Source organism: Streptomyces sp. NPDC102283 (assembly GCF_044766265.1).
Lineage (GTDB): Bacteria > Actinomycetota > Actinomycetes > Streptomycetales > Streptomycetaceae > Streptomyces.
Map to the genome: position 1 here is coordinate 90,458 of NZ_JBIWLQ010000008.1, position 23,522 is coordinate 113,979.

The window sequence follows — 23,522 nt, forward strand, 5'->3', positions numbered from 1 at the left end:
CGTGCCGCCCACCACCGAACCGGACCGCCTCCTGCTGCGCGTCCACGACCTGCGGGTCGCCTTCGACACCCCCGCCGGAACCGTCCAGGCGGTCGACGGGGTCTCCTTCACCGTGGAGGCCGGCCGCACCCTGGGTCTGGTCGGCGAGTCCGGCTCCGGCAAGTCGGTCACCTCCCTCGCCGTGATGGGCCTGCACCGCCGGGCCCACGTGAGTGGATCGATCACCCTCGCCGGACAGGAACTCCTCGGCCTGAACGACCGCCGCTTCGGCCGGCTGCGCGGCCGCCGGATGGCCATGGTCTTCCAGGACCCGCTGTCCGCACTGCACCCCGCGTACACCGTCGGCGAACAGATCGCGGAGGCCCACCGCCACCACTTCGGCAGCGGCCGCCGCGTCGCCCGCAGACGCGCCGTGGAGATGCTCGGCGAGGTCGGCATCCCCGAACCGGCCCGCCGGGCGGGGGAGTACGCGCACCAGTTCTCCGGCGGCATGCGTCAGCGCGCCATGATCGCCATGGCCCTCGCCTGCGAACCCGAACTCCTCGTCGCCGACGAACCGACCACCGCGCTCGACGTCACCGTCCAGGCGCAGATCCTCGAACTGATCGCCCGGCTCCAGCAGGAACGCGGACTCGGCGTCCTGATGATCACCCACGACCTGGGTGTGGTGGCCCGCGTCGCCCACGAGGTGCTCGTCATGTACGGCGGGCGCGGCGCCGAACAGGCCCCGGTGGACGAGCTGTTCCACAGCCCCGCGCACCCCTACACCCGGGGCCTGCTGGACTCCCTGCCCCGACTGGACGACCCGGACGACGCACCGCTGCGCGCGATCCCCGGCTCCCCGCCGTCACCGGCCGAACCGAGGCCCGGCTGCCCCTTCGAACCGCGCTGCCCCAGGGCCGCCGCCGCCACCGCCCCGGAGCGGGCCCGCTGCGCCGGGGAGAGCCCCCGCCCCACGGGTGTGCCCGGTGGCGGCCGACTGGTCGCCTGCCACCTGCCCCTTTCGGCCGTCCCGACCGTCCCGCACTCCGGTCCGCCCGGCGGGGCCCCCGTACCGGCCGAGGAGGCCCGATGAAACCCACCCTCTCCAAGTACCCTTTTCCGCGGTCGAGTTCGACGGAGGGTGGCGCCGCGCCCCTGCTGTCCGTACGCGGTCTGGTGAAGACGTTCCCCGGTCGCCGCGTCCTCGGCCGGGCAGCGGCGCCGGTCCGCGCGGTGGACGGCGTCGATCTGGAGCTCGCCGCGGGGGAGACCCTCGGGCTGGTCGGAGAGTCCGGCTGCGGCAAGTCCACGACGGGCCGGATGCTGGTGCGGCTGCTCGAACCCACCGCCGGGACCGTCGAGTTCGAGGGCCGCGACATCACGCATCTGTCCCAGCGCGAGCTGCGGCCGGTCCGGCAGCACCTCCAGATCATCTTCCAGGACCCCCACGCCTCCCTGAACCCCCGGCAGACCGTCGCCAGGATCATCTCCGAACCCCTGCTCGTGCAGGGGGCCACGGTCCGGGCGGCCCGGTCCCGGGCCGCCGAACTGCTCGACCTGGTGGGGCTGGGATCCGAACACCTGGACCGGCACCCGTACCAGTTCTCCGGCGGGCAGGCCCAGCGCATCGGCATCGCCCGCGCCCTGGCGACCGGCCCCCGCCTGATCGTCGCCGACGAGCCGGTCTCCGCGCTCGACGTGTCCGTACAGGCCCAGGTGGTCAACCTGATGGAGCGTCTGGGCGCCGAACTGGGGCTGTCGTTCCTCTTCATCGCCCACGACCTGTCGGTCGTGAAGCGGGTGTGCGACCGGGTGGCGGTGATGTATCTGGGCCGGATCGTCGAGATCGGCGACAAGCGCGAGCTGTACGACAGGCCGGCGCACCCCTATACCCGGGCGCTGCTCTCGGCGGTCCCGCTGCCCGACCCGGCGGCGGAGCGCCGCCGGGAGCGGATCCTCCTGCTCGGCGACCCGCCGAGCCCGGCCTCGCCGCCCAGCGGCTGCGGCTTCCATCCGCGCTGCCCCAAGGCGCAGGCCGTGTGCCGTACGGAGCGGCCGCTGCTCCAGGTCGTGGGTGGCGGCGCGCGTACGGCGGCCTGCCACTTCCCCGAGACGGGCTGAGAGGCCCGGAGCTCCCGGCGGCCCGCCATACGCCTGGCGGGCCGCCTCGGCCCCGGCTACCCCTCCCCGCCGGGCCGCGTTCACCAGAAAGTCGTACTGGATTCGGCCACATGCCTTCCCAGTGATGTGTGACCTGTGCCATTGTACATGTCACAGGGCGTGGGCATGTCAATTCCGGACATGGACCCCAATCCGTCCGGCCGACAGCACGGCACGACAACACCCCCTGGCCCACGCCCTGTGCATCCCATCGGTCACGCATGTGCGTGCCTCCGATCCCTCATGGGAGGAAACAACGTGAGAACCACACTCGTCCGCCGAGGTGTGGGTGCCGTTCTGCCCCTGGCTCTGGCCGGGGCGATGGGCGTCGCGCTGCTCGTGCAGCCGGCCCAGGCGCAGCCGAACTCCCCTTCGGCCGCCACGGCATCGAACGCGTCCCAGCCGGCCCGCCCCGCCGGCTCGGCCGACCCCGCGCCGCAGGCGCAGCAGTCCCTCACCTCGGACCCCGGCCACCAGGCCAAGGACCGGTTGAAGGCGTCCCAGCTCCCCCCGCTGAGCGCCGACAAGTCCCCCCTCAAGGAGGCGTACGGCGAGCACGACGCCCCACCGAAGCAGAGCGCGGGCCAGAAGTCCTCGGCGAAGGCGGCCGCCGCGTGCGACCCGGCCGAATTCACCGGCCGCACCGGCGCCGAACTGGTCCGGCACATCAGGGCGTCCACCACGGACTGTGTGAACACCCTGTTCAGCCTGACCGGCAGCAACGCCCAACTGGCTTTCCGAGAAGCCCAGATGACCTCGGTGGCCTACGCGCTGCGCGACAACGCCGCCTCCTACCCGGGTGACGGGAGCACCGGCATCCCGCAGCTCGTGCTGTACCTCCGCGCCGGGTACTACGTGCAGTGGTACAACCCGGACGTCGTCGGACCGTACGGCCCCACCCTCCAGACCGCGATCCGCTCGGGCCTCGACGCGTTCTTCGCCAGCCCCCGCTCGCGCGACGTCACCGACGCCAACGGCGACACGCTCGCCGAGGCGGTCGTCCTGATCGACAGCGCCCAGGAGAACGCCCGGTACATCTCCGTCGTCAAGCGGATGCTGGCCGACTACGACTCCTCCTGGAACGCGTCCTCACGGATGCTCGCCGCGCTCAACAAGGTCTACACGGTGACCTTCCGGGGCCACTATGTGCCCGCGTTCGTCAGCGCCGTCGAGTCGGACCCGAGCCTCATCGACTCGCTGCACCGCTTCGCCGCCGACCACCTCTCCCTGCTGGAGGGCGACCACGCGTACCTGACCTCCAACGCCGGACGTGAACTGGGCCGGTTCCTCCAGCACACGAGCCTGCGGAGCAAGGTCCGGCCGCTGGTCACCGCCCTGCTCCGGGACACCTCCATCACCGGCCCCACCGCCCCGCTCTGGGTGGGCATGGCGGAGATGGCCGACTACTACGACAAGGCGAACTGCGCCACGTACGGCGTCTGCGACCTCCAGGAGCGCCTCAAGCGCGTGGTCCTGCCGGTCCGCCACACCTGTAGCCCCAGCATCCGCATCCTGGCCCAGCAGATGACGTCCGCCGAGCTGAGCGCCAGCTGCACCAGCCTCATCCAGCAGGACGCCTACTTCCACCGGATCGCCAAGGACAACGGCCCGGTCGCCGACGACAACAACACCGCCATCGAGGTGATCGCCTACGACTCCAGCGACGACTACCAGACCTACGCCGGCGCCATGTACGGGATCGACACCAACAACGGCGGCATGTACCTGGAGGGCGACCCCTCCGTCGTGGGCAACCAGCCCCGCTTCATCGCCTACGAGGCCGAGTGGCTGCGGCCGGACTTCCACATCTGGAACCTCAACCACGAGTACACCCACTACCTCGACGGCCGCTTCACGATGCACGGCGACTTCGCCGACAACATGACCACTCCCACCATCTGGTGGGTCGAGGGCTTCGCGGAGTACATCTCCTACCACTACCGCGAGGAGCCCTACACCGCGGCGATGACCGAGGCGGGCAAGGGCACCTACGCCCTGTCCACCCTCTTCAGCACCGACTACAGCCACGACACCAACCGGGTCTACCGCTGGGGCTACCTCGCCGTGCGGTACATGCTGGAGAAGCACCCCGCAGACCTGGACAAGGTGCTCGCCCACTACCGCGCCGGCGAGTGGAGCGCCGCCCGCACCTACCTCACCAGCACCATCGGCACCCGCTACGACAGCGACTGGAAGACCTGGCTGGCGGCGTGCGCCGCCGGTGACTGCGGAGGCGGCGGCCAGCCGGGCAACCAGGCGCCCACCGCCGAGTTCACCGCAGCGGTCAAGGACCTGACGGTCACCCTCACCGACCGCTCCACCGACGCCGACGGCACCATAGCCTCCCGCTCATGGGACTTCGGCGACGGCACCACCTCCACCCAGACCAACCCCGCCAAGACCTACAGCGCCGCGGGCAGCTACACCGTCCGCCTCACCGTGACCGACGACAAGGGCACCACGGCAACCACCACCCGGTCGGTCACCGTGACCGGCGGCTCCGCGGTCGGTGAGTGCACCGCCTCCGACACCCGCGTGCTGGGCAAGAACTGCCGCCGTGGCAACCTCTCCGCCACCACCGGCAACTACGCCTACCACTACCTGAACATCCCGGCCGGCACCAAGACGCTGAAGATCACCGTCAGCGGCGGGACCGGCAACGCCGACCTCTACTACAGCAACCGCAGCTGGGCCACCACCGGCGCGCACACCAACCGCGCCACCGGCGCCGGCAACTCCCACACCCTGACCATCAACAACCCGCCGTCCGGCGCCAACTACATCAGCCTCCACGCGGCGGCCGCCTTCAGCGGCGCCACCGTCACCACCGAGTACTGACCCGCTGTTTCACCCCTGGGCCGGGGTCGGCGCCATCGGCGTCGGCCCCGGCCCGGCCGTGCGCAGGCCCGGCCGGCGGCGGCCCGGCTCCACTGTCAGTGCCTCCCCATAGAGTCGAAGCAGCACTCGGGGGAGCACCGGGGAGCACCGGACGAAGGAGCAGAAGCATGTCCGCCAACAGGATCCAGCACAAGGTGAATCACGTCGCTCTGGTCGTGGACGCCTCGGGTTCCATGTACCAGCACCAGAGTCAGCTCATCCGCGTCGTGGACGAGTTCGTGGCGGGGCTGAAGGCCGAGTCGGACAGCCTCGGCCATGAGACGCGGATCAGCCTCTACTCCTTCGACCACCGGGTGGAGAACCTGGTCTGGGACATGGACGTGAAGCACCTTCCGTCCATGCGGGGGCTCTACAAGGTCAACAACGGCGCCACCGCCCTCATCGAGGCCTCGCTGAAGTCCCTGGACGACCTGGGGCACATCTGGGAGGAGTACGGCGAGCACAGCTTCCTCCAGATCGTGGTGACGGACGGCGAGGAGAACGCCTCCGGCGGCGACCGTCGGCACGACGGCGACATGACCATCCTCGGCCCCTGGCTCGACCGGATCACCGCGAAGATGAACGGCCTTCCCGGGCACTGGACCTCCGCGATCCTCGTGCCGAACTCCCTGGCGAAGCGCACCGCCCAGAACTACGGCTTCCCGGCGGGCAACATCGCCATCTGGGACGCGGACTCCCAGAAGGGCGTCGAGGACGCGATCGGCACCGTGCGCGCCGCCGCCACCAGCTTCCTGCGCGGTCGCGAACAGGGCGTGCGCGGCACGAAGAACCTGTTCGCCGTCGGCCAGGACATATCGGTCGACGACGTGCGGGCCAACCTCGAACCGGTCGCGGCCGACAAGTACCGGCTGCTGAAGGTCGACAAGGAGGTGGAGATCCGCGCCTTCGTCGACTCGCATCCGGGAGTCACCTACGAACGCGGCTCCTGCTACTACCAGTTGGGCACCCGGGTGCAGGTGCAGCCCGACAAGGAGGTCATCGTCGTCGAGAAGGACACCGACCGTGCCTACACGGGCGAGGCGGCGCGCAACCTCCTGTTCGGAGCGGGAGTCCGGGGGACCGTCTCCGTGAAGGCCGGCAACAACCCCAAGCTGGAGGTCTATGTGCAGAGCCGTTCGGTGAACAGGAAGCTCAAGGCCGATACCCGCCTGCTCATCATGCTGTGAGTCATGCTCTGACCGGTGCCGAGGTGTCCGCCGCCACCGACACGGCGAGCAGGCCCAACGCCGTGCCCATCAGGTAGCGCTGGGCGCGGAGCCAGGAGGGTCGGCGGGCGAGGAAGACGGCGATGGCCCCCGCCGCCAGGACGATGCCCAGATTGACGGTGAGAGCCACCGCGATCTGGACGGAGCCCAGCACAAAGCCCTGGAGCAGGACGTTTCCCGCTTCCAGGCTGATGAACTGCGGGATGAGCGAGAGGTACATGATGGCGATCTTCGGGTTGAGCAGATTCGTCATCAGGCCCATCGTGAACAGGCGGCGCGTGGAGTCGTGCGGCAGGTCCTCGGGTGCGAAGACGGAGAGGCCTCCGGGCCTCAGGGCGTTCCAGGCCAGGTAGGCCAGATAGCCCGCGCCGGCCAGTTTCACGGCCACGTACAGCTCGGGCACCGCGAGGAAGACCACCGAAAGACCGAGGTTCGTGGCCAGCAGATAGACCAGGAAGCCCACCGCCACTCCGCCCAGGGACACCACTCCCGCGCGTCGCCCCTGGGTGATGCTCCGGGAGACGAGATAGATCATGTTCGGGCCCGGGGTGAGCACCATGCCCAGGGCGACCATCGCGACCCCCAGCACCCCGCTCAGCTCAACCATGCTCGCTCGCCGTTCTGTTCATGGGGTGCCGGTCGAGTCCGGCACCCTGTGCACCGGCCCCCCGCGACCGGTGCAATCGGAGTCTAGGGTCGCTGTTTTGCTCGGTTCAATAGGAGGCATTGCACTCGGTGCAATGCCGTGCTTGGATGCCGCTCACCAGGGATCCGACGCCGAACGCTCACCGAGGAGGCGAAGCCCGTGAAGGACTTCCGGTCCGTCGCCGACGCGGTGGCGGAGGAGATCGCGGCGGGGCGGCTGAAGGGCGGGGAACGGCTGCCTCCGCAGCGGGAGTTCGCCCGGCGGCACGCCATCGCCGACTCCACCGCCGCCCGCGTCTACCAGGAGCTGGCCCGCCGGGGCCTCACCGTCGGCCAGGTCGGACGCGGCACGTTCGTCACGGACGCGCCCGGCGCTCCCGCTCCCGCCCCGGCCCTCTCCGAGCCCGCCGACAGCCGGATCGACCTGGAGCTCAACCACCCCGTCGTCCCCGAGCAGGCCGGGCTGCTCGCCGCCGGCCTGGAGGAGCTGGTGCGCTCCGACCGCCTGGAGTCGGTGCTCCGCCCGGTCGGGCCCGCCGGTACCCCCTCCGCCCGCGAGGCGGCCGCCGAAGTCCTCGCGCGCGGGCGGTGGCGGCCCGACCCGGAACGGATCCTGTTCGCGGGCAACGGCCGGCAGGCCATCTCCGCCGCCATGGCCGCGCTGACCAGGCCGGGCGCCAGGCTGGGCGTCGAGGAGTTCACCTATCCGGTGCTGAAGGCCATCGCCGCGCGACTCGGCGTCACCCTCGTGCCTCTGGCCATGGACGGCGACGGACTGATCCCGGAAGCGGTGGAGGAGGCGCACCGCGCGGCTCCGCTGCACGCCGTCTACGTACAGCCGGTCCTCCACAACCCGCTGTCGCTCACCATGCCCGGGCGGCGGCTCGACCAACTGGCCGACACGCTGCTGACCTCGGGGATCCACGCGATCGAGGATGCCGTCTGGGCCTTCCTCCGGGACGACGCGGCGCCCCTCGCCTCGCGGGCACCCGAGCGGACCGTCCTCGTCGACAGCCTCTCCAAACGCCTGTCCCCGGGACTGTCCCTCGGATTCGCCGTGGCCCCCGCGGCTACGGCGGGCCGGGTCGCGGGGGCCCTGCGCTCCGGCGGGTGGACGCCCATGCGCTTCCCCCTGGAAGCGATGGCGCGGTGGCAGGCGGACGGCGCCGTCGACGCCCTCGTACGGGCGAAACAGCGGGAGGCCGGGGCGCGGCAGGAGATCGCCCACCGGCACCTCGGGGACTTCCGTACGCGCAGCGACCCCTCCTCGTACTACCGCTGGTGGGAGCTGCCCGGCCCCTGGCGCGCCGACACCTTCGTCGCCGCCGCCGCGCGGCAGGGCATCGCGGTCACTCCGGCCGCGGCGTTCACCTCGGGCCGCCCCCGGGGCCCGCAGGCGATCCGGCTCGGCCTGGCGTCACCCACCCGGGAGGTACTCTCCCGGGCCCTCGCGACCCTCGCCGACCTCGCCCGGTCCGATCCGGACGACTTCGCGGGGGAGTGAGGGCGTGCTTCCCGGCGGGGGACGCGATCCTCACGCCGGAAGCCGGAAGCCGGAAGCCGGAAGCCGGAAGCCGTGCTCGGTCCCCTCAGGGGGCCCGGTCCCCGCGCTCCGAGGTCTCCTCCAGAAGTCCGTCGAGGTCCTTCAGCCGGTCCAGGCCCTTGACCGCCCTCGCCATGCGGTGGTTGGCGCTCAGGGCGGTCCGGTGGCGGTGCAGGAAGGCCCAGTAGCCCGCCGTGTACGGGCAGGCGTGGTCGCCGGTCCGGTCGGTGGGGCGGTAGGCGCAGGGGGCGCAGAGGTCGCTCATCCTGTTGATGTAGGCGCCGCCGGAGGTGTACGGCTTGGTCGTCATCCGGCCGCCGTCCGCGTACTGCGACATGCCGACGACGTTGGGGAGCATCACCCAGTCGTAGCCGTCCACGAAGCACCGGTGGAACCAGTCGGTCACGGCGGCCGGGTCCCAGCCGTCCTGCAGGGCACGGCTGCCCAGCACCATGAGGCGCGGGATGTGATGGGTCCAGCCGGTGTCCCGGACCTGGGCCAGAGCGGTGGACAGGCAGTTCGCGGTGACCGCGTCCGCGTCCAGGTCGAGGAACCAGTCGGGCAGCGGCGCGGTGTGGCGCAGCGCGTTGCGGCCCCGGTAGTCCTCGCCGAAGTGCCAGTAGAGCTGCCACACGTACTCCCGCCAGCCGGCGATCTGGCGCACGAAGCCCTCGACGCTGTTGAGCGGGGCCTTGCCCGCGCGCCAGGCCTCCTCGGCCCGCTCGACGCATTCGGCGGGGTCCAGGAGCCCCAGGTTGAGGGGGGCGGACAACAGGCTGTGGCTCATCGTGGGGTCGGCCGCGAGCATCGCGTCCTCGTAGCGGCCGAAGTCGCCGAGGCGGTGCGAGACGAAGCGCCGGAGCGCGGCCAGCGCCTCCCGCCGGGTGACGGGGAAGCGGCGGGGGCCGTCGCGGCCGACGAACGAGACCGCCCCTTCACGCTCCCAGCGGTCGAGGTCGTGGCGCACCTCGTCGTCGATCTCGTCCTCGGACGGGCGGTACGGAGCCGGCACCTCCAAGGTCGTACAACCCTTCGGCGGCGGCTCGCGGTTGTCGTGGTCGAGGTTCCACGTTCCCCCGGCGGGCTCGTCGCCGTCCATGAGCAGTTCGTGGCGCCGGCGGACCCACCGGTAGAAGCCCTCCATCCGCAGACTGCCGCCCGTGTGCTCCTTCGCCCACGCCTCGAACTCCGCCTGTGGCAGCAGGAAGCCGCGGGCCGGGAGGACGTCGACCTCCTCCCGTGAGGTCACGAGGTCCAGAGCGGCGCGGGAGGTCGGGTGGCAGACCGTCAGGCGGTTCCCGCGTCCATCGAACCCCGCCTCCGCCAGGCCGTCCGCATAGGTCTCGGCCTGTACGTAGCGGACGCGGTCGCCCAGTTCGGCCGCCCGGTGCCGCATCGCGGAGAGGACGAGGTGGGCCTTGGCCCGGTGGAAGCGACGTCTGCGCAGCACCGACCGGGCCTCGATCATCAGGAGGGGGGCGTGTGCGTCCGGTCCGTCGTGGTGGGGGTCCAGGAAGTGGGGGCCGAGCTGGTCCCCGAAGAGCCAGTGGGTGCGTGGTGCCATGAGGTGCGCCTGTCCTGCCGTCGGGTGGTACCCCTTCGTCAGGCTAGGGACGGCCGGGAAGGCCCTGGTGACGCCACGCCGGGCCTACCGCGACGAGGGCGCCGCCGTCATCCGCCGCAGCCCCGTGTACTGGAGCGCGGAGTAGACCGCCACGATCACGGCGCCGATCAGCAGGAACACCACCCCGAACCCGTTGAGCGGCACGAAGTCGGCGAAGGCCGTCACCACGCACCCGACCGCGCACAGGGCGTTCACGACGACGACGGTCCGGGCCAGGGCGGGCGGGATCACCGGATAGCCGGCGATCAGCGCGAGGGAGGCGGCCCCGCCGATCTGGAAGATCCCGAACGCCACGGCGAAGGCCACCGGCATCCCGGTCGCGGAGCCGAGCGGCACGGCGGCCGCGACCAGCACGACGCCCATCACGGCAGTGCTCGCGCTGTCGACGCGCAGCACCAGACGGAGGAACCGGGCGGCGTCCCGTGCGGGGGCCACCGTCGCGGACGGGGTGAGGGTGTGCGTCATCTCGGATCTCCTTCGGCCGGTGGGGTCGGTGACACCGTGCCACGCACAGGGGCCCGCACTCCATGACCTCCCAGGTCATGGGGGCGTGGGCGGCGGACACTGGATACGGTGAGGTCATGGAGACCGAAGAGCCGCCCCGGGTGGGCCTGTTGCTCCGGGAGTGGCGCCGCCGCCGCAAGCTCAGCCAGCTCGACCTGGCGCTGCGGGCGGATTCCTCGACCCGGCACCTCTCATGCGTGGAGACGGGCCGTGCCCGGCCGAGCCGGGAGATGGTCCTCCGGCTCGCCGAGCACCTCGACATCCCGCTGCGGGACCGCAACGGCCTGCTGCTGGCGGCCGGTTACGCCCCCGCATACCGGGAGTCGCCGCTCGGCAGCGAGCGGATGGCCATGGTCCGCTCCGCGGTCCGGGCGATGCTGGCCGGCCACGAGCCGTACCCCGCCGCCGCGATCGACCGGATCTGGAACATCGTCGACCGTAACGACGCGATGTCCCTCCTGCTCGGCACCGTGCCGCCGCACTTGACGGAGTCGGGCGGCAATGTCATGCGCCTGATCCTCCACCCGGAGGGCCTCGCCTCCCAGTGCCTGAACTTCGCCCAGGTCCGCGCCCACGCCCTCGGGCGGCTGCGGCACCAGGCCGACACCACCGGCCACCGCGATCTGCGGGAGCTGTACGAGGAGGTGTCCGCCTACCCCGCCCCGCCGGACCTCGACGCCGACCCCGGACCGGTGGACCCGACGGGCATCGTCGTCCCGCTGCGCATCCGTACGCCGCTCGGCGACATGGCGTTCTTCAGCACGATCGCCACCTTCGGCGCCCCCGCCGACGTGACCCTCTCGGAACTCGCGGTGGAGTCGTTCTTCCCGATGGACGAGCGGACGGACGCGTTGCTGCGCACTCTGGCGGCGATGGGCGGCCGCGAGCGAGGGTCAGTGACGGCGCGCTCCTGAGTCCGAGCGCGGCCCGCCGTGGGGGTGGGCGCGGAAGGCGCGCCCGTCGGTCTTCATCTGCTGCGCCCGCAGCCGGGCCGCCTGCTCGATCAGCAACCCGTCCGCGTTCTCTGTGGACCCGCGACGCCCGCGCCGGACCAGCACCACCGCGCACCACACGACCACCCCGCCCAGTCCCGCCAGCAGTGCGACGAATGCCCCCATGGAATCGCGCTCCCCTCCGCTTCGGTCGAGCCGGTGAGCGGGATTCTTCCTGCCCCGAGCCCTCGCCACAAGGTCGCCCTCTGGTTGACTTCATACCCCTGGGGGGTATCTTGGGCGGTGAGTGGTCGCGATCCGGCGGCCTTGACGAGGAGTGAGCCATGCATACCGGTCTCAAGATCACGGCCTTCGCCGCAGGGCTCGCGGCGACCTTCGGGTCGGCGTACGCGGTGGGCGGGGCCGTGGACCCCGCCGTCGCCGCGAAGGAGTCGTCCCACCAGGACGGTCACGGCGCGAAGGATGGCCCGGCCGCGGAGAAGGGAGCGGAGGAGAAGGGAGCCGCGGGGAAGGGAGCGGCGGAGAAGAGCGCGAGGGAGGCCCCGGAGCTTCCCGGCGGCCTGCAGATCTCCCAAGGGGGCTACACCCTCGACCTCGGCACCCCGCGCGTCGAGGCGGGCGAGCCCGCCGAGCTGCGCTTCTCCGTCGTGGACGACGACACCTCCCGCAAGGTGACGGCGTTCCGCCGCGAGCACGGCAAGGAACTGCACCTGATCGTGGCGTCGAGCGACCTCACGACCTACCGGCACCTGCACCCCGAGCGGACCGCCGACGGCACCTGGACCACCCCCGTCGAGCTCCCCGAGGCCGGCGGCTACCGGGTCTTCGCCGACTTCACCCCGGACGTGAAGAACGCCGAGGGCATCACCCTGGGCGCGGACCTCGCCGCATCGGGCGAAGCGCGCTCCGAGGCGCTGCCGGAGGCCGAGCGGACGGTGACCGTCGACGGGTACGAGGTGACGCTCGACGGGGCGCTGCGCCCCGGTGCGGGCAGCGAGCTGAAGCTGGAGGTCGAGAAGGACGGCAAGCCGGTGACCGACCTCCAGCCCTACCTCGGCGCGTACGGCCACCTCGTCGCACTGCGCGCCGGGGACCTGGCCTACCTCCACGTCCACCCGAACGGCGAACCGGGCGACGGCCGGACGAAGCCCGGACCGGGCGTCTCCTTCACCGCGACGGCCCCGAGCAAGGGCGCCTACCGGCTCTTCCTCGACTTCCGGCACGAGGGGAAGGTCCGTACGGCCGCCTTCACCGTGCACACCGGGGGCGCGGCGGCCGGGGAGTCCGTGCCGGAGGGCGAGGAATCCGCCGAGCACGGACACTGAGCGCGGCCTGTCCGTCCCGGGCCCGTGCGGGCCTCGGCGCACGTCGAGGGCCTTGCCCGACGGGCGGACTCCATAACGATCAGCACACGGGTGGGGCGCGTCCCGCCGTACGGGCGGAGGGGGTCCGCCGGCGGACTCGGTGAGCAACGACCTTGCCCTCGGGGCCAGTCCGCGGATCCGCTCCACCTCGGGGCGCCGATCCAAGGAGGTGCGTGAGGCCTGACGGACCCGCTGTGGGGCCCTTGGGTCCGGCGGTGCGGGAGGGGGCTTGTTGAGGTGCCGACGCCTCTGGCTTAGGCTTACCTAACCTTCACCTGCTCGGCCAACCTGAGGACCCTCCATGCTCGGCTTCACCCGCGTGCGCCGCCACACCATCGCCGCGACGGCCACCACCGTCGCCCTCGCCGTCGCCCTGGTCGGCTGCTCCTCGGACGGCGACGGCGACAAGGACGGGGCGAAGGACTCGGCGAAGAGCGGCGGCGGTGCCTTCCCCGTCTCGATCAAGAGCTCGCTCGGCACCGCGAAGATCGAGGAGAAGCCCGAGCGCATCGTCACCCTCGGCCAGGGTTCCGCCGAGACCGCGATAGCCCTCGGCCAGACCCCGGTCGGCATCGAGAGCTACCCCTGGGGCAGCGACAAGTCGGGCTACCTCCCGTGGATCAACGAGGCCGTCAAGAAGTCCGGCGACGAGCTCCCCAAGCAGTTCACGGGCGGCGAGGAGATCGACTTCGAGGCGATCACCGAGCTGGAGCCGGACGTCATCCTCGCCCCCTGGTCGGGCATCACGCAGAAGCAGTACGACGTCCTCAAGGACATCGCCCCCACGGTCGCCTACCCCGACCAGGCGTGGAGCACCGACTGGGACCAGCAGATCGACATCATCGGCAAGGCGCTCGGCCGGACGAAGGACACCGGCGCCCTCAAGACGAAGATCGAGAAGCAGCTCGCCGACGCCGCGGCCACCCGGCCGAACTACAAGGACGTCACCTTCTCCTACATCTACAACTCCGGCCCCGGCACCCTCGGCGTCTTCAAGCCCGAGGAGCAGCGCGTCAAGATGGTCTCCTCGCTCGGCCTGAAGGTCGACCCGGTCGTCAACGGCTTCAAGGAGACCCCCGGCACCGACTCGGCCCTCATCGGCCTGGAGAACGCCGAGAAGCTCAAGGACAGCGACCTCGTCTTCACGTTCTACACGGACGAGAAGAACCGCAAGGAGATCGAGGGCCAGAAGCTGTACGGCGCGATTCCCGCGATCAAGAAGGGCGCCGTCGTCGCCAGCGACGACAACTCCTTCGTCACCGCCTCCTCGATCATCAACCCGCTGACCGTGCCCTGGACGATCGAGCGCTACCTGCCGATCATCGACAAGGCCGTCAAGACCGCCGGCAAGTAGTTCCGGACCGGTATCCGGACCGCCGAGCCCACAAGGCACACTCCTCTCCCATGGCAACCACCACGGTCGCACCGCCGAGCGGCGCCGGTACCTCCCGTACCGGCGCCGCTCGGCTGGCGTTCCTCCTGCTCCTCGGCCTGGCCGCGCTGGCCGTCGCGCTCTGCGCGAGCGTCATGTTCGGCAGCCGCAGCACCTCGCTCGGTGAGGTCGTCGACGTCCTCGGAGGCACCGCCGACCCCAACATCACCGTCATCGTCGAGAGCCGCTACCCGCGCACCGTCCTCGGCGTCCTCGCCGGACTCTGCCTCGCGGTCGCGGGCACCCTCATGCAGGGCGTCTCGCGCAATCCGCTGGCCGAACCGGGCCTCCTCGGCATCAACGCCGGCGCCTCCGCGAGCATCGTCGCCGCGACCGCCTGGCTCGGGGCCTCCGGCGCCACCGACACCATGTGGTGGGCGCTGCCCGGAGCACTGGTCGCCGGCGTCCTCGTCCATGTCATCGGCTCCGCCGGTACGGGGACGAGCGTGGTGCGCCTGGTGCTCGCCGGGGCCGTGCTCACCGCCGTACTCATGGCGTTCATCCAGGCGGTGACCCTCAGCAAACCGCAGGTCTTCGACAGCTACCGCTACTGGGTCGTCGGAGCGCTCGGCGGCCGGGACTTCGACGTTTTCTGGTCCGTCCTGCCCTTCGCCGCCATCGGCTTCCTGCTCGCCCTCGCCCTCGGTCCCGGCCTCAACGCCCTGGCCCTCGGCGACGCCACCGCCGTCGCACTCGGCTCGCACCCCGGGCGTACCCGGGGCGGCGGACTGCTCGCCGCCACGCTGCTCAGCGCCGCCGCGACCGCCGCCGTCGGCCCGATCGCGTTCGTCGGCCTCGCCGTCCCGCACGTCGTACGGGCCCTGGTCGGCGTCGACTTCCGCGCCCAGATCCTCTTCTCCGCCCTGCTCGGCCCCACCCTCCTGCTCCTCGCGGACGTGGTGGGCCGGGTCGTCATGCGCCCCACCGAACTCATGGTCGGCGTCGTCACCGCCTTCATCGGCGCACCCGCGCTGCTCATCGCCGTACGCAGGATGCGGGGCACCTCATGACCGTCACCGAACAGACCGCCCCCGTACGCAAGGCTCCCAAGGCGCCCCGCGGCTATCTGGTCGTCGGCCGCACCGTGGCGATACCCGTGCGCCGGGCCTCCGTGTTCGCGGGTGCCGGGCTCTTCGTCCTCCTCCTCGCGGCCGCCGTCACGACGCTGGCCTGGGGGCGCCTCGGCATCGACCTCGCCGACCTGCCCGCGGCGCTCGTCGGCGACGCCGAGGGCAAGGACCGGTTCGTCTTCAACCGGCTGCGCGGCCCCCGTCTCACCGTCGCCATCGGGGTCGGCGCGGCGCTCGGCCTCTCCGGCGCGCTGTTCCAGTCCGTCACCCGCAACCCGCTCGGCAGCCCGGACGTCATCGGGCTCTCCGCCGGGGCGGGCGCGGGCGCGGCGATCTGCGCCCTGATGTTCCCCGGCACGGTCCCGGTCGCCATCGGGGCGCTCCTCGGCGCGATCCTCGCGATGGCCCTCGTGTACGTCTCCACCGGCACCGGCTTCCGCAACCCCGCCCGGCTCGTCATCGCCGGGATCGGCGTCGCCGCGATGGGCGCGGCCGTCACCCAGTACGTCGTCTACGCCCTGGAACGCGACAAGGCCTCCGTCCTCACCGCCTACGTCAACGGCAGCCTGACCGCTCGCTCCTGGACCGACGCCACCACCATCTGGCTGGTGCTGCTCGTCGCCGCCCCGCTGACCGCGCTGATCTCCCGGCGGCTCGACATCGGCGAGATGGGTGACGACATCGCCGAGGGGCTCGGCTCCGAGCCGAAGAAGGCCAAGACGCTGGCCGTGGTCCTGGCCATCGCCCTCTCGGCCGCCGCGGTCAGCGTCTCGGGACCCATCGCCTTCATCGCCCTGACCGCGCCCCAGATCGCCAGACGCCTCACCCGCGGCTCCGGCCCGCACCTGCTGCTCTCCGCCCTCACCGGCGGCCTGCTGCTGGTGCTCGCGGACCTCTGCTCCCAGCAGTTGGCGCTCTTCGACGACCTGCCGGTCGGGATCTACACCATGGCGATCGGCGGCGCGTACCTCGGCTATCTGCTGGTACGGGAATGGCGCAAGGGCGTGCTCTGAGCGGCGTCGGGGCGGTGACGACTGGTCACGTACAGGTTCGTCGACCATACTGCCCGCCGTGGAGCAGAGCATAGATTCGAACAAGAAGCCCGAGTTCGCCGCAGGCACCGACCCGGCGTTCATCCCCCTGCCCGGACTGGCGGCGCCCGTCGCGACCCGGAAGCCCGAACCGGAATCGGAGGCCGGTCCGGAGGACGTTGCTCCGGAGTCGGAGACGGACCGCGACGACGAGGCCGCCGCGGCCGTTGCGGAGGCCGAAGCCGACCAGGAAACGGAATCGGCGGCGGGCGACGCCACGGCGGAGGGCAGGGCCGAGAGCGACGGCAAGGCAGAGAGCGAGGGCGATGCCGTCGAGGAGGGCCCGGTCTTCGAGGTCAGCGACCGGCGCGGTTCGATCCGGGTGGCCCGGGAAGGCGTCCGTTTCACGCTCGACGACCAGGAGGCCGAGTTCCACTGGGAGGAGATCGGCGCGGTGGAGACCACCCCGGCGCGCTTCGGCCGCCGGTTCACGGTGACCGTCCATCTGTCGAGCCGCCGCTGGTTCAACGCCGAGGTCGAGGCGGCGAGCCGCGCCGAGCTCAAGAGCTGGCCGGCCGAGCTGGACACCGTCCTGGACGCCTACTTCGAGGAGTCCTGAGCCGACTCCCGTGAGACACCCCGCCGGGGTGTCTCACGGGAGTCGGCCTGCGTTGCCGTGGCCGGCAGCGCCGTCAGGGCCGCTCGCGGTTGCGGTCCCGGACGCGCATCGCGACGTAACCGACCAGGGCGACCACGGCCAGTGCCAGCACGATCCTGGACACGACGCCGACGTACGCCCCGACCACGTCCCACTGGTCGCCGAGCCAGTAGCCGGCCATCACGAGCACGGTGTTCCACACCAGGCTGCCCGCCGTCGTCAGCCCGACGAACACCGGCAGCGGCATGCGCTCGACGCCCGCGGGCACCGAGATCAGGCTCCGGAACACCGGCACCATGCGGCCCAGCAGCACCGCCTTGGTGCCGTGCCGGGCGAACCACTCCTCCGTCCGCACCAGGTCGGAGGCTTTCACCAGCGGCAGCTTCGCCCACCAGGCGTGCATCCGCTCCCTGCCGAACACGGCTCCGATCCCGTACAGGACCACCGCGCCGACGACCGAGCCGAGCGTCGTCCAGAACAGCGCCGAGGCGATGCTGAGCACCCCCTGCGAGGCGGCGAACCCGGTCAGCGGCAGGATGACCTCGCTCGGCAGCGGCGGGAACAGGTTCTCCAGCGCGATGGCCGCACCCGCGCCGGGACCGCCGAAGGTCTCCACCAGCCCGGTGGCCCAGCCGACGACGCCCCCCTGCGGATCCGGGGCGGCGAGCGGTTCCCGAGCGGCTGACAGGGTCAGGTGCATGTGTCCATGGTCCCTCAGGCCCCGTCGAGCACCACCGAGCGGCTCAGATGGCGCGGCTGGTCCGGGTCGAGCCCCCGCGCGGCCGCACGGGCCAGGGCGAGGCGCTGTACGCGTACGAGATCGGCCAGCGGGTCGAGGGCGCCGTCCACCCATTGGGCGCCCGTCGCCCGCACCTGCTCGGGCAGGCCTTCGGGGGCCTCGCCGAACATCCAGGTCGCGGTTCCCGCGGTGGAGACGCTGATGGGCCCGTGGCGGTACTCCATGGCGGGATAGGACTCCGTCCAGGAAAGCGACGCCTCCTTCATCTTCAACGCCGCCTCATGGGCCAGCCCGACCGTCCACCCCCGCCCGAGGAAGGAGAACTGGGTGCTCCCGAGCAGCCCGTCGGGCAGCGGCTGGGCCAGTGCGGTCTCCGCGTCCGCGACCACGGCCTCGGAGTGCAGGCCGAGGTGGGCCCGCAGCAGGGTGAGGGCGGTCGTGGCGAAGCGCGTCTGGACGACCGAGCGTTCGTCGGCGAAGTCCAGGACGACGAGGTCGTCGGCCGCCGCCCTGACCCGGGTCTGGGGATCGGCCGTGACGGCCACCGTGCGGGAGGTGCCCCGCAGCCGCTCCAGCAGCTCCAGCACCTCGGTCGTGGTCCCCGAGCGGGTCAGCGCGACGACGCGGTCGTAGCCGCGGCCGGAGGGGAACTCGGAAGCGGCGAAGGCGTCCGACTCACCCTGGCCGGAGCCCTCGCGGAGCCCGGCGTAGGCCTGCGCCATGTAGAAGGAGGTACCGCAGCCGACGACCGCGATCCGCTCGCCCGCGACGGGCAGGGCGGCGGCCTCGGGGCCGCCCGCCAAGGCGGCGGCGCGCCGCCAGCAGGCGGGCTGACTGGCTGTCTCGGTCTCGGCATACGACACGTCTGCACTCCACGGGAACGAGGTGGACCACGGGAACGGGGCTGAGCTGGGCCGATCAGCCCGCATGTAGAATTCTGCACGTTACATGCAGTTATCGAGCAAAAACAAGCAAGCCGCAGGTGGGTGAAGGGCTCCCGGGAGGCCCTGTGCGACGCTTGCGGCGGTCCGGCCACCGGCGACCGCGTTCCCGCGAAACGCGGTGCCCGCGCCGGACGGTGAGGAGACGCTCTTGTCCAGGGACGCCCGGTGGGACGCGCTGCTGGAACTGGTCGGCAAGCACGGCAGGGTGGACGTCGAGGAGGCGGCGACGGCGCTCGACGTCTCGGCCGCCACCATCCGCCGCGACCTGGACCAGCTGGCCGAACAGCACCTGCTCACCCGCACCAGGGGCGGCGCGGTCGCGCACGGAGTCTCCTACGAACTGGCGCTCCGCTACAAGACGGGCCGGCACGCGCCGGAGAAGCAGGCCATCGGCCGCGCCGTGTCCGGCCTGGTCGCCGTCGGCGAGGTCGTCGGCCTGACCGGCGGAACGACCGTGACCGAGGTGGCCAGGGCGCTCGCGGTACGCCCGGACATCGTGGGCGAGACGACGGTGGCGGGCGGGCAGCCGACGCTGACCGTGGTGACGAACGCCCTCAACATCGCGAGCGAGCTGGCGATCCGGCCGCAGATCAAGATGGTCGTGACGGGCGGGGTCGCGAGGCCCCAGTCGTACGAGCTGACGGGCCCGCTCGCCGTCGGCGTGATGAACGAGATCACCCTGGACGTCGCCGTCCTCGGGGTGAACGCCATCGACATCGAACGGGGCGCCTACGTCCACCACGAGGGCGAGGCCAGCGTCAACCGGCTGCTCGCGGAGCGGGCCCAGCGGGTGGTCGTGGCGGCCGACTCGTCGAAGATCGGCAAGCGGGCGTTCGCCCGGGTCTGCGACCTCGGGCTGGTCGACGTCCTGGTCACCGACTCCCGCATCGGCGCGGAGGCGAAGAACCGCTTCGGTGAGGCGGGGGTCCAGGTCATCACGGTCTGATCCGTGTGGCGTGGCTCATCGCCGTCCGAGGGGCGCGGGTCGTCATGAACCGGTGTCCTTCGGGTACCGGAAGCGACACGGACGGAGACTTCGCCGTGTCGCTGGTACGCCGAACGGGTGAGGGGCGAGAGGATTGCCCGATGAACAGTGAGTGCAGCCGGCGGGAACCCGACCGGCTCGACGACGGGGTGGCCCTGTGAGCAGGTACGACAGGTATGACAGATACGACGCCACCGACGAACAGTGGGAGGGACTCGCACAGGTCGTACCGCTGCGCGGCCGTGACGAGTGGCCGTCCCGGATCGACCACCGCACCGTCCCGGGCGAGCGCGCGGCCGAACAGCGGCGCCTCGTCGTGCTGCGGGTGCAGGTCTTCGCGGACGCGCGCGAGGTCGCCGAGTACCTGGTCGCCCAGGTTCCGGTGCTGCTCGACCTGACGGCGGCGGAAACGGACGTGGCGAAGCGGATCCTCGACTTCAGCAGCGGTGTGGTCTTCGGCCTCGGCAGCGGCATGCACCGCGTCGACCGCAATGTCTTCCTGCTCGCGCCGGTCGGCATGGAGGTCGAAGGGGTCACGCCCGCGGGGCTCGCGCAGTAGCCCGCGGGTCTCGGCCGGTAGCCCGCGGGCCTCGGCCGGTAGGAGGAAGCGGCAGTCGGGGCGGCAGCCGGACCGGACCGCCGCCCCCGGCCGCGCCGTCACCGTCCTCGCCCTCCGTGCCGTCCTCCCTGCCGGGTGGCGCGCGGGGGAGGCGCTGTCGGTGGCCGGTGATAGACCTGGGGCCGTGACAGACATCGATGTGGCAGAACTCCAGCGGCGGCTGGCCGCGTTCGCGGCGGCGCGCGACTGGGGGCAGTACCACACCCCGAAGAACCTGGCGGCCGCGCTCAGCGTCGAGGCCTCCGAACTGCTGGAGATCTTCCAGTGGCTGACGCCCGAACAGTCGGCGGGGATCATGGAGAGCCCCGCATCGGCCCACCGGGTCGCCGACGAGGTGGCGGACGTGCTCGCCTATCTGCTGCAGTTCTGCGAGGTATTGGGCATCGATCCGACGGTGGCGCTGGCGGCCAAGTTGGAGCGGAACGAGAAGCGCTTCCCCCTGCCGGGCGCTCCGGAACCTCTCGATCGTCACTCTTCGGAGTGAGTGGGATATCCACAGTCGACTTCCTGTCCACAGATTTCCGATTTCCTCTGGCCTTACGGTGCTGTCTACCTCACTGTGGGTAATGAATGAGGTGAGCGGGTTTTCGTACGGACGGGGGAGACGCATGGAAGCGGAGCGACTCATCGAGGCGGGGCGGCGGGCTCTGGCGGACAGCCGGGGTGCGCTGGACGTCATGGCGGAGGCCTGGCAGGCGCAGGCGCTGGCCCGGGCGATCGGCAGTCGGCTGGCGCTGTACGGCCCGGTGGAATTACGGAGCGAGGCGCGGGCGCTGGGGGAGATCGGCGCCGGATGCTCGGCGTTGGACCACCCGACGGTGCTCTCCGGCGGTGCCAGGGCAGCCCAGTTGTCGGGGATCGCCGATGTGCGGCCGGTCCTGGCCGGGCTCGCGCTGCTGCTCGGCGAGGCCGGGATCGCCCTGGTCGGGGTGGCCTGCGACACGGGGGAGGACGGTCTGTACTGGCAGTGCATCGAGGCCATGGACGCGGCCGACGAATCGTTGGAACGCGTGCACGGGATGCTGAGGCGGCTGGCGGAGAGGGAGCGCGACGGCCCCTACGGCGGCATACGCGGCCCCGCGGCATCGGCGGCGGGGCCCTGAGGGGAGGGCGGCGGGCAGCCGAGAGGGGAGGCGACGGCCTGAGGGGACGGCAGGGGGCGGCAGGGGAGGCGCGGGAAGAAACGGGGAGATGCGGGGGAGGTCCGGCCGGGCTGGTGGGCGGGACCGGGCGCCGGAGGGGCAGGATGGAGGGCATGGATCTTCGCATCTTCACCGAGCCCCAGCAAGGGGCCGACTACGACACCTTGCTCACCGTCGCCAAGGCCGCCGAGGACCTGGGCTTCGACGCCTTCTACCGCTCCGACCACTATCTCCGCATGGGCTCCGGCGACGGTCTGCCCGGGCCGACCGACGCCTGGATCACCCTGGCAGGACTGGCGCGCGAGACCCGGCGGATCCGGCTCGGCACGCTGATGACCGCCGGCACGTTCCGGCTGCCGGGCGTGCTGGCCATCCAGGTGGCCCAGGTCGACCGGATGTCCGGCGGCCGGGTCGACCTGGGGCTGGGAGCAGGTTGGTTCGAGGAGGAGCACAAGGCCTACGGCATTCCGTTCCCGAAGGAGAAGTTCGGCCGCCTGGAGGAGCAGCTCGCGATCATCACGGGCCTGTGGGCGACGGAGGTCGGCGAGACCTTCAGCTATGACGGGACGTATTACCAGCTCACCGATTCGCCCGCGCTGCCCAAGCCCGCCCAGGCGAAGGTGCCCGTCCTGATCGGCGGCCACGGTGCGACGCGCACCCCGCGGCTCGCCGCGCAGTACGCGGACGAGTTCAACATCCCGTTCGCCTCGCTGGAGGACAGCGAGAAGCAGTTCGGCCGGGTCCGGGCCGCCGCGCAGACCCACGGGCGCTCGCCGGACGACCTCGTGTACTCCAACGCGCTGATCGTCTGCACGGGCAAGGACGACGCCGAGGTCGCCCGGCGCGCGGCGGCCATCGGCCGGGACGTGGAGGAGCTCAAGGCGAACGGGCTGGCGGGTTCGCCCGCCGAGGTGGTCGACAAGATCGGCGCCTACGCGGCGATCGGCTCGTCGAGGATCTACCTCCAGGTCCTCGACCTGGACGACCTGGACCATCTGGAACTGATCTCCTCGCAGATCCAGTCCCAGCTGACCTGACCTGACCTGACCTGACCTGACCTGACCTGACCTGACGAGGAGGCGGCTGTGAGCGGCGTCCGCACGCTCGCCGACGCGCTGGAGGCCGGGCCCGTCCTGCTGGACGGCGGGCTCTCCAACCAACTGGAGGCGCAGGGTTGCGATCTGTCCGACGCACTGTGGTCGGCCCGGTTGCTGGCGGACGCGCCGGAACAGATCGAGGCCGCTCACCTCGCCTACCTCCGGGCGGGCGCGCGGGTGCTCATCACGGCCAGCTATCAGGCCACCTTCGAAGGGTTCGGGCGGTACGGGATCGACCGGGCAGGGACCGGGGCCCTGCTCGCCCGCAGCGTGGGGCTGGCCAGGGGCGCCGCCGACGCGGCGCGCCGGGCCGGCCCCGGGCGGGAGACCTGGGTCGCCGCGTCGGTCGGACCGTACGGCGCGATGCTCGCGGACGGCAGTGAGTACCGGGGCCGCTACGGGCTGAGCGTCCGGGAGCTGGAGCGTTTCCACCGCCCCCGGGTGGCGGCGCTGGCGGCTGCGGGGCCGGACGCCCTGGCGCTGGAGACGGTGCCGGACCTGGACGAGGCGGAGGCGCTGGTCCGGGTGGCCGAGGAGACAGGACTGCCCTACTGGCTCTCGTACAGCGTGGCGGGCGGCCGGACCCGGGCCGGCCAGCCGCTGGAGGAGGCGTTCGCGGTGGCGGCGGGGCGGGAATCCGTTCTCGCGGTCGGGGTCAACTGCTGCGATCCGGAGGAGGCGCAGGGGGCGGTGGAGCAGGCGGTGGCGGTCACGGGAAGGCCCGCCGTGGTCTACCCGAACAGTGGGGAGGGGTGGGACGCCGGAGCGCGGGGGTGGTCCGGGCGCGGCACCTTCGACCCCGGGCGGGTGCGGGCCTGGACGCGGGCGGGGGCCAGGCTCGTCGGAGGCTGCTGCCGGGTGGGGCCGGACCTCATCACGGAGCTGGCCGGCCGACTGGAGCGCTGAAGCCTGTCGCACAAGGCTGAG

23 protein-coding genes are annotated in these 23,522 nt (G+C 71.8%); 17 read left to right on the forward strand and 6 right to left on the reverse strand.

Translation table 11 applies throughout. The features are described 5' to 3' along the window. Position 1 precedes the first annotated feature (1 nt). From ACIRJT_RS17705 to ACIRJT_RS17720, 4 genes are all read left to right on the forward strand, one after another. Positions 2 to 1,075 (forward strand): ABC transporter ATP-binding protein, encoded by a 1,074-nt coding sequence (locus ACIRJT_RS17705; RefSeq protein WP_403910139.1) that lies wholly within the window; start codon positions 2 to 4, stop codon positions 1,073 to 1,075. After that, positions 1,072 to 2,103 carry an ABC transporter ATP-binding protein gene (locus tag ACIRJT_RS17710; protein ID WP_403910142.1) on the forward strand — a complete coding sequence of 344 codons (1,032 nt, stop codon included), beginning with the start codon at positions 1,072 to 1,074 and terminating at the stop codon, positions 2,101 to 2,103. Before ACIRJT_RS17705 ends, ACIRJT_RS17710 begins: the two co-directional genes overlap by 4 nt. A 297-nt stretch (positions 2,104 to 2,400) precedes the next feature. Beyond that, positions 2,401 to 4,980 (forward strand): collagenase, encoded by a 2,580-nt coding sequence (locus ACIRJT_RS17715; RefSeq protein WP_403910144.1) that lies wholly within the window; start codon positions 2,401 to 2,403, stop codon positions 4,978 to 4,980. Between the two features lie 167 nt (positions 4,981 to 5,147). Beyond that, positions 5,148 to 6,206, forward strand: coding sequence for a vWA domain-containing protein (locus tag ACIRJT_RS17720; protein WP_073743049.1), 1,059 nt, complete (start codon positions 5,148 to 5,150; stop codon positions 6,204 to 6,206). 1 nt (position 6,207) lies between these two features. On the opposite strand, the gene ACIRJT_RS17725 is transcribed toward ACIRJT_RS17720, so the two are convergent. Further along, positions 6,208 to 6,852: a LysE family translocator gene (locus ACIRJT_RS17725; RefSeq protein WP_403910147.1), complete on the reverse strand. Its 645-nt coding sequence runs from the start codon at positions 6,850 to 6,852 to the stop codon at positions 6,208 to 6,210. 198 nt (positions 6,853 to 7,050) lie between these two features. Here ACIRJT_RS17725 and ACIRJT_RS17730 point away from each other — a divergent pair, with 198 nt between their 5' ends. Further along, positions 7,051 to 8,394: a PLP-dependent aminotransferase family protein gene (locus ACIRJT_RS17730; RefSeq protein WP_403910150.1), complete on the forward strand. Its 1,344-nt coding sequence runs from the start codon at positions 7,051 to 7,053 to the stop codon at positions 8,392 to 8,394. An 85-nt stretch (positions 8,395 to 8,479) separates the two neighbouring features. Here ACIRJT_RS17730 and ACIRJT_RS17735 read toward each other — a convergent pair whose 3' ends face one another. Next, positions 8,480 to 9,997 (reverse strand): cryptochrome/photolyase family protein, encoded by a 1,518-nt coding sequence (locus ACIRJT_RS17735; RefSeq protein ID WP_403910153.1) that lies wholly within the window; start codon positions 9,995 to 9,997, stop codon positions 8,480 to 8,482. A gap of 84 nt (positions 9,998 to 10,081) precedes the next feature. Further along, a complete protein-coding gene (locus tag ACIRJT_RS17740; protein WP_403910155.1) occupies positions 10,082 to 10,522 on the reverse strand; it encodes a hypothetical protein in 441 nt (146 codons plus the stop codon). Between the two features lie 116 nt (positions 10,523 to 10,638). On the opposite strand from ACIRJT_RS17740, the gene ACIRJT_RS17745 reads away from it, so the two are divergent. Next, positions 10,639 to 11,475: a helix-turn-helix domain-containing protein gene (locus ACIRJT_RS17745; RefSeq protein WP_403910158.1), complete on the forward strand. Its 837-nt coding sequence runs from the start codon at positions 10,639 to 10,641 to the stop codon at positions 11,473 to 11,475. On the opposite strand, the gene ACIRJT_RS17750 is transcribed toward ACIRJT_RS17745, so the two are convergent. Next, a complete protein-coding gene (locus ACIRJT_RS17750; RefSeq protein WP_403910161.1) occupies positions 11,455 to 11,679 on the reverse strand; it encodes a hypothetical protein in 225 nt (74 codons plus the stop codon). The two genes, ACIRJT_RS17745 and ACIRJT_RS17750, sit on opposite strands and share 21 nt — an antisense overlap. Positions 11,680 to 11,837: 158 nt before the next feature. Between ACIRJT_RS17750 and ACIRJT_RS17755 the strand changes: the two genes are divergently transcribed. From ACIRJT_RS17755 to ACIRJT_RS17775, 5 genes are all read left to right on the forward strand, one after another. Continuing rightward, positions 11,838 to 12,839 carry a hypothetical protein gene (locus ACIRJT_RS17755; RefSeq protein WP_403910164.1) on the forward strand — a complete coding sequence of 334 codons (1,002 nt, stop codon included), beginning with the start codon at positions 11,838 to 11,840 and terminating at the stop codon, positions 12,837 to 12,839. A 340-nt stretch (positions 12,840 to 13,179) separates the two neighbouring features. Further along, entirely contained in the window at positions 13,180 to 14,232 is a 1,053-nt protein-coding gene (locus ACIRJT_RS17760) for an iron-siderophore ABC transporter substrate-binding protein (RefSeq protein ID WP_403910167.1), read from the forward strand. Positions 14,233 to 14,282: 50 nt separating this feature from the next. Beyond that, positions 14,283 to 15,320: a FecCD family ABC transporter permease gene (locus ACIRJT_RS17765; protein ID WP_403910170.1), complete on the forward strand. Its 1,038-nt coding sequence runs from the start codon at positions 14,283 to 14,285 to the stop codon at positions 15,318 to 15,320. Next, positions 15,317 to 16,393, forward strand: a complete 1,077-nt coding sequence (locus ACIRJT_RS17770; RefSeq protein WP_403910173.1) for a FecCD family ABC transporter permease — start codon at positions 15,317 to 15,319, stop codon at positions 16,391 to 16,393. Before ACIRJT_RS17765 ends, ACIRJT_RS17770 begins: the two co-directional genes overlap by 4 nt. Before the next feature lie 58 nt (positions 16,394 to 16,451). After that, positions 16,452 to 17,030, forward strand: coding sequence for a hypothetical protein (locus ACIRJT_RS17775; RefSeq protein ID WP_403910176.1), 579 nt, complete (start codon positions 16,452 to 16,454; stop codon positions 17,028 to 17,030). A 73-nt stretch (positions 17,031 to 17,103) separates the two neighbouring features. On the opposite strand, the gene ACIRJT_RS17780 is transcribed toward ACIRJT_RS17775, so the two are convergent. Together ACIRJT_RS17780 and ACIRJT_RS17785 are read right to left on the reverse strand one after the other, a co-directional pair. Beyond that, positions 17,104 to 17,769: a DedA family protein gene (locus ACIRJT_RS17780; protein ID WP_403910179.1), complete on the reverse strand. Its 666-nt coding sequence runs from the start codon at positions 17,767 to 17,769 to the stop codon at positions 17,104 to 17,106. A 14-nt stretch (positions 17,770 to 17,783) separates the two neighbouring features. Then, positions 17,784 to 18,671: an SIS domain-containing protein gene (locus tag ACIRJT_RS17785; protein ID WP_403910182.1), complete on the reverse strand. Its 888-nt coding sequence runs from the start codon at positions 18,669 to 18,671 to the stop codon at positions 17,784 to 17,786. 229 nt (positions 18,672 to 18,900) lie between these two features. Here ACIRJT_RS17785 and ACIRJT_RS17790 point away from each other — a divergent pair, with 229 nt between their 5' ends. The 6 genes from ACIRJT_RS17790 (at position 18,901) to mmuM (ending at position 23,501) form a co-directional block, all read left to right on the forward strand. Continuing rightward, a complete protein-coding gene (locus ACIRJT_RS17790; RefSeq protein ID WP_403910185.1) occupies positions 18,901 to 19,698 on the forward strand; it encodes a DeoR/GlpR family DNA-binding transcription regulator in 798 nt (265 codons plus the stop codon). 196 nt (positions 19,699 to 19,894) lie between these two features. Further along, positions 19,895 to 20,296 carry a cell division protein SepF gene (locus ACIRJT_RS17795; protein ID WP_403910189.1) on the forward strand — a complete coding sequence of 134 codons (402 nt, stop codon included), beginning with the start codon at positions 19,895 to 19,897 and terminating at the stop codon, positions 20,294 to 20,296. A gap of 184 nt (positions 20,297 to 20,480) precedes the next feature. After that, positions 20,481 to 20,840, forward strand: coding sequence for a nucleotide pyrophosphohydrolase (locus ACIRJT_RS17800; RefSeq protein ID WP_403910192.1), 360 nt, complete (start codon positions 20,481 to 20,483; stop codon positions 20,838 to 20,840). Positions 20,841 to 20,964: 124 nt separating this feature from the next. Continuing rightward, positions 20,965 to 21,459 (forward strand): DUF6099 family protein, encoded by a 495-nt coding sequence (locus ACIRJT_RS17805; protein ID WP_403910195.1) that lies wholly within the window; start codon positions 20,965 to 20,967, stop codon positions 21,457 to 21,459. Between the two features lie 152 nt (positions 21,460 to 21,611). Further along, positions 21,612 to 22,535, forward strand: coding sequence for an LLM class F420-dependent oxidoreductase (locus ACIRJT_RS17810; RefSeq protein WP_403910198.1), 924 nt, complete (start codon positions 21,612 to 21,614; stop codon positions 22,533 to 22,535). A 48-nt stretch (positions 22,536 to 22,583) separates the two neighbouring features. After that, a complete protein-coding gene (mmuM, locus tag ACIRJT_RS17815; RefSeq protein ID WP_403910201.1) occupies positions 22,584 to 23,501 on the forward strand; it encodes a homocysteine S-methyltransferase in 918 nt (305 codons plus the stop codon). Positions 23,502 to 23,522: the final 21 nt, after the last annotated feature.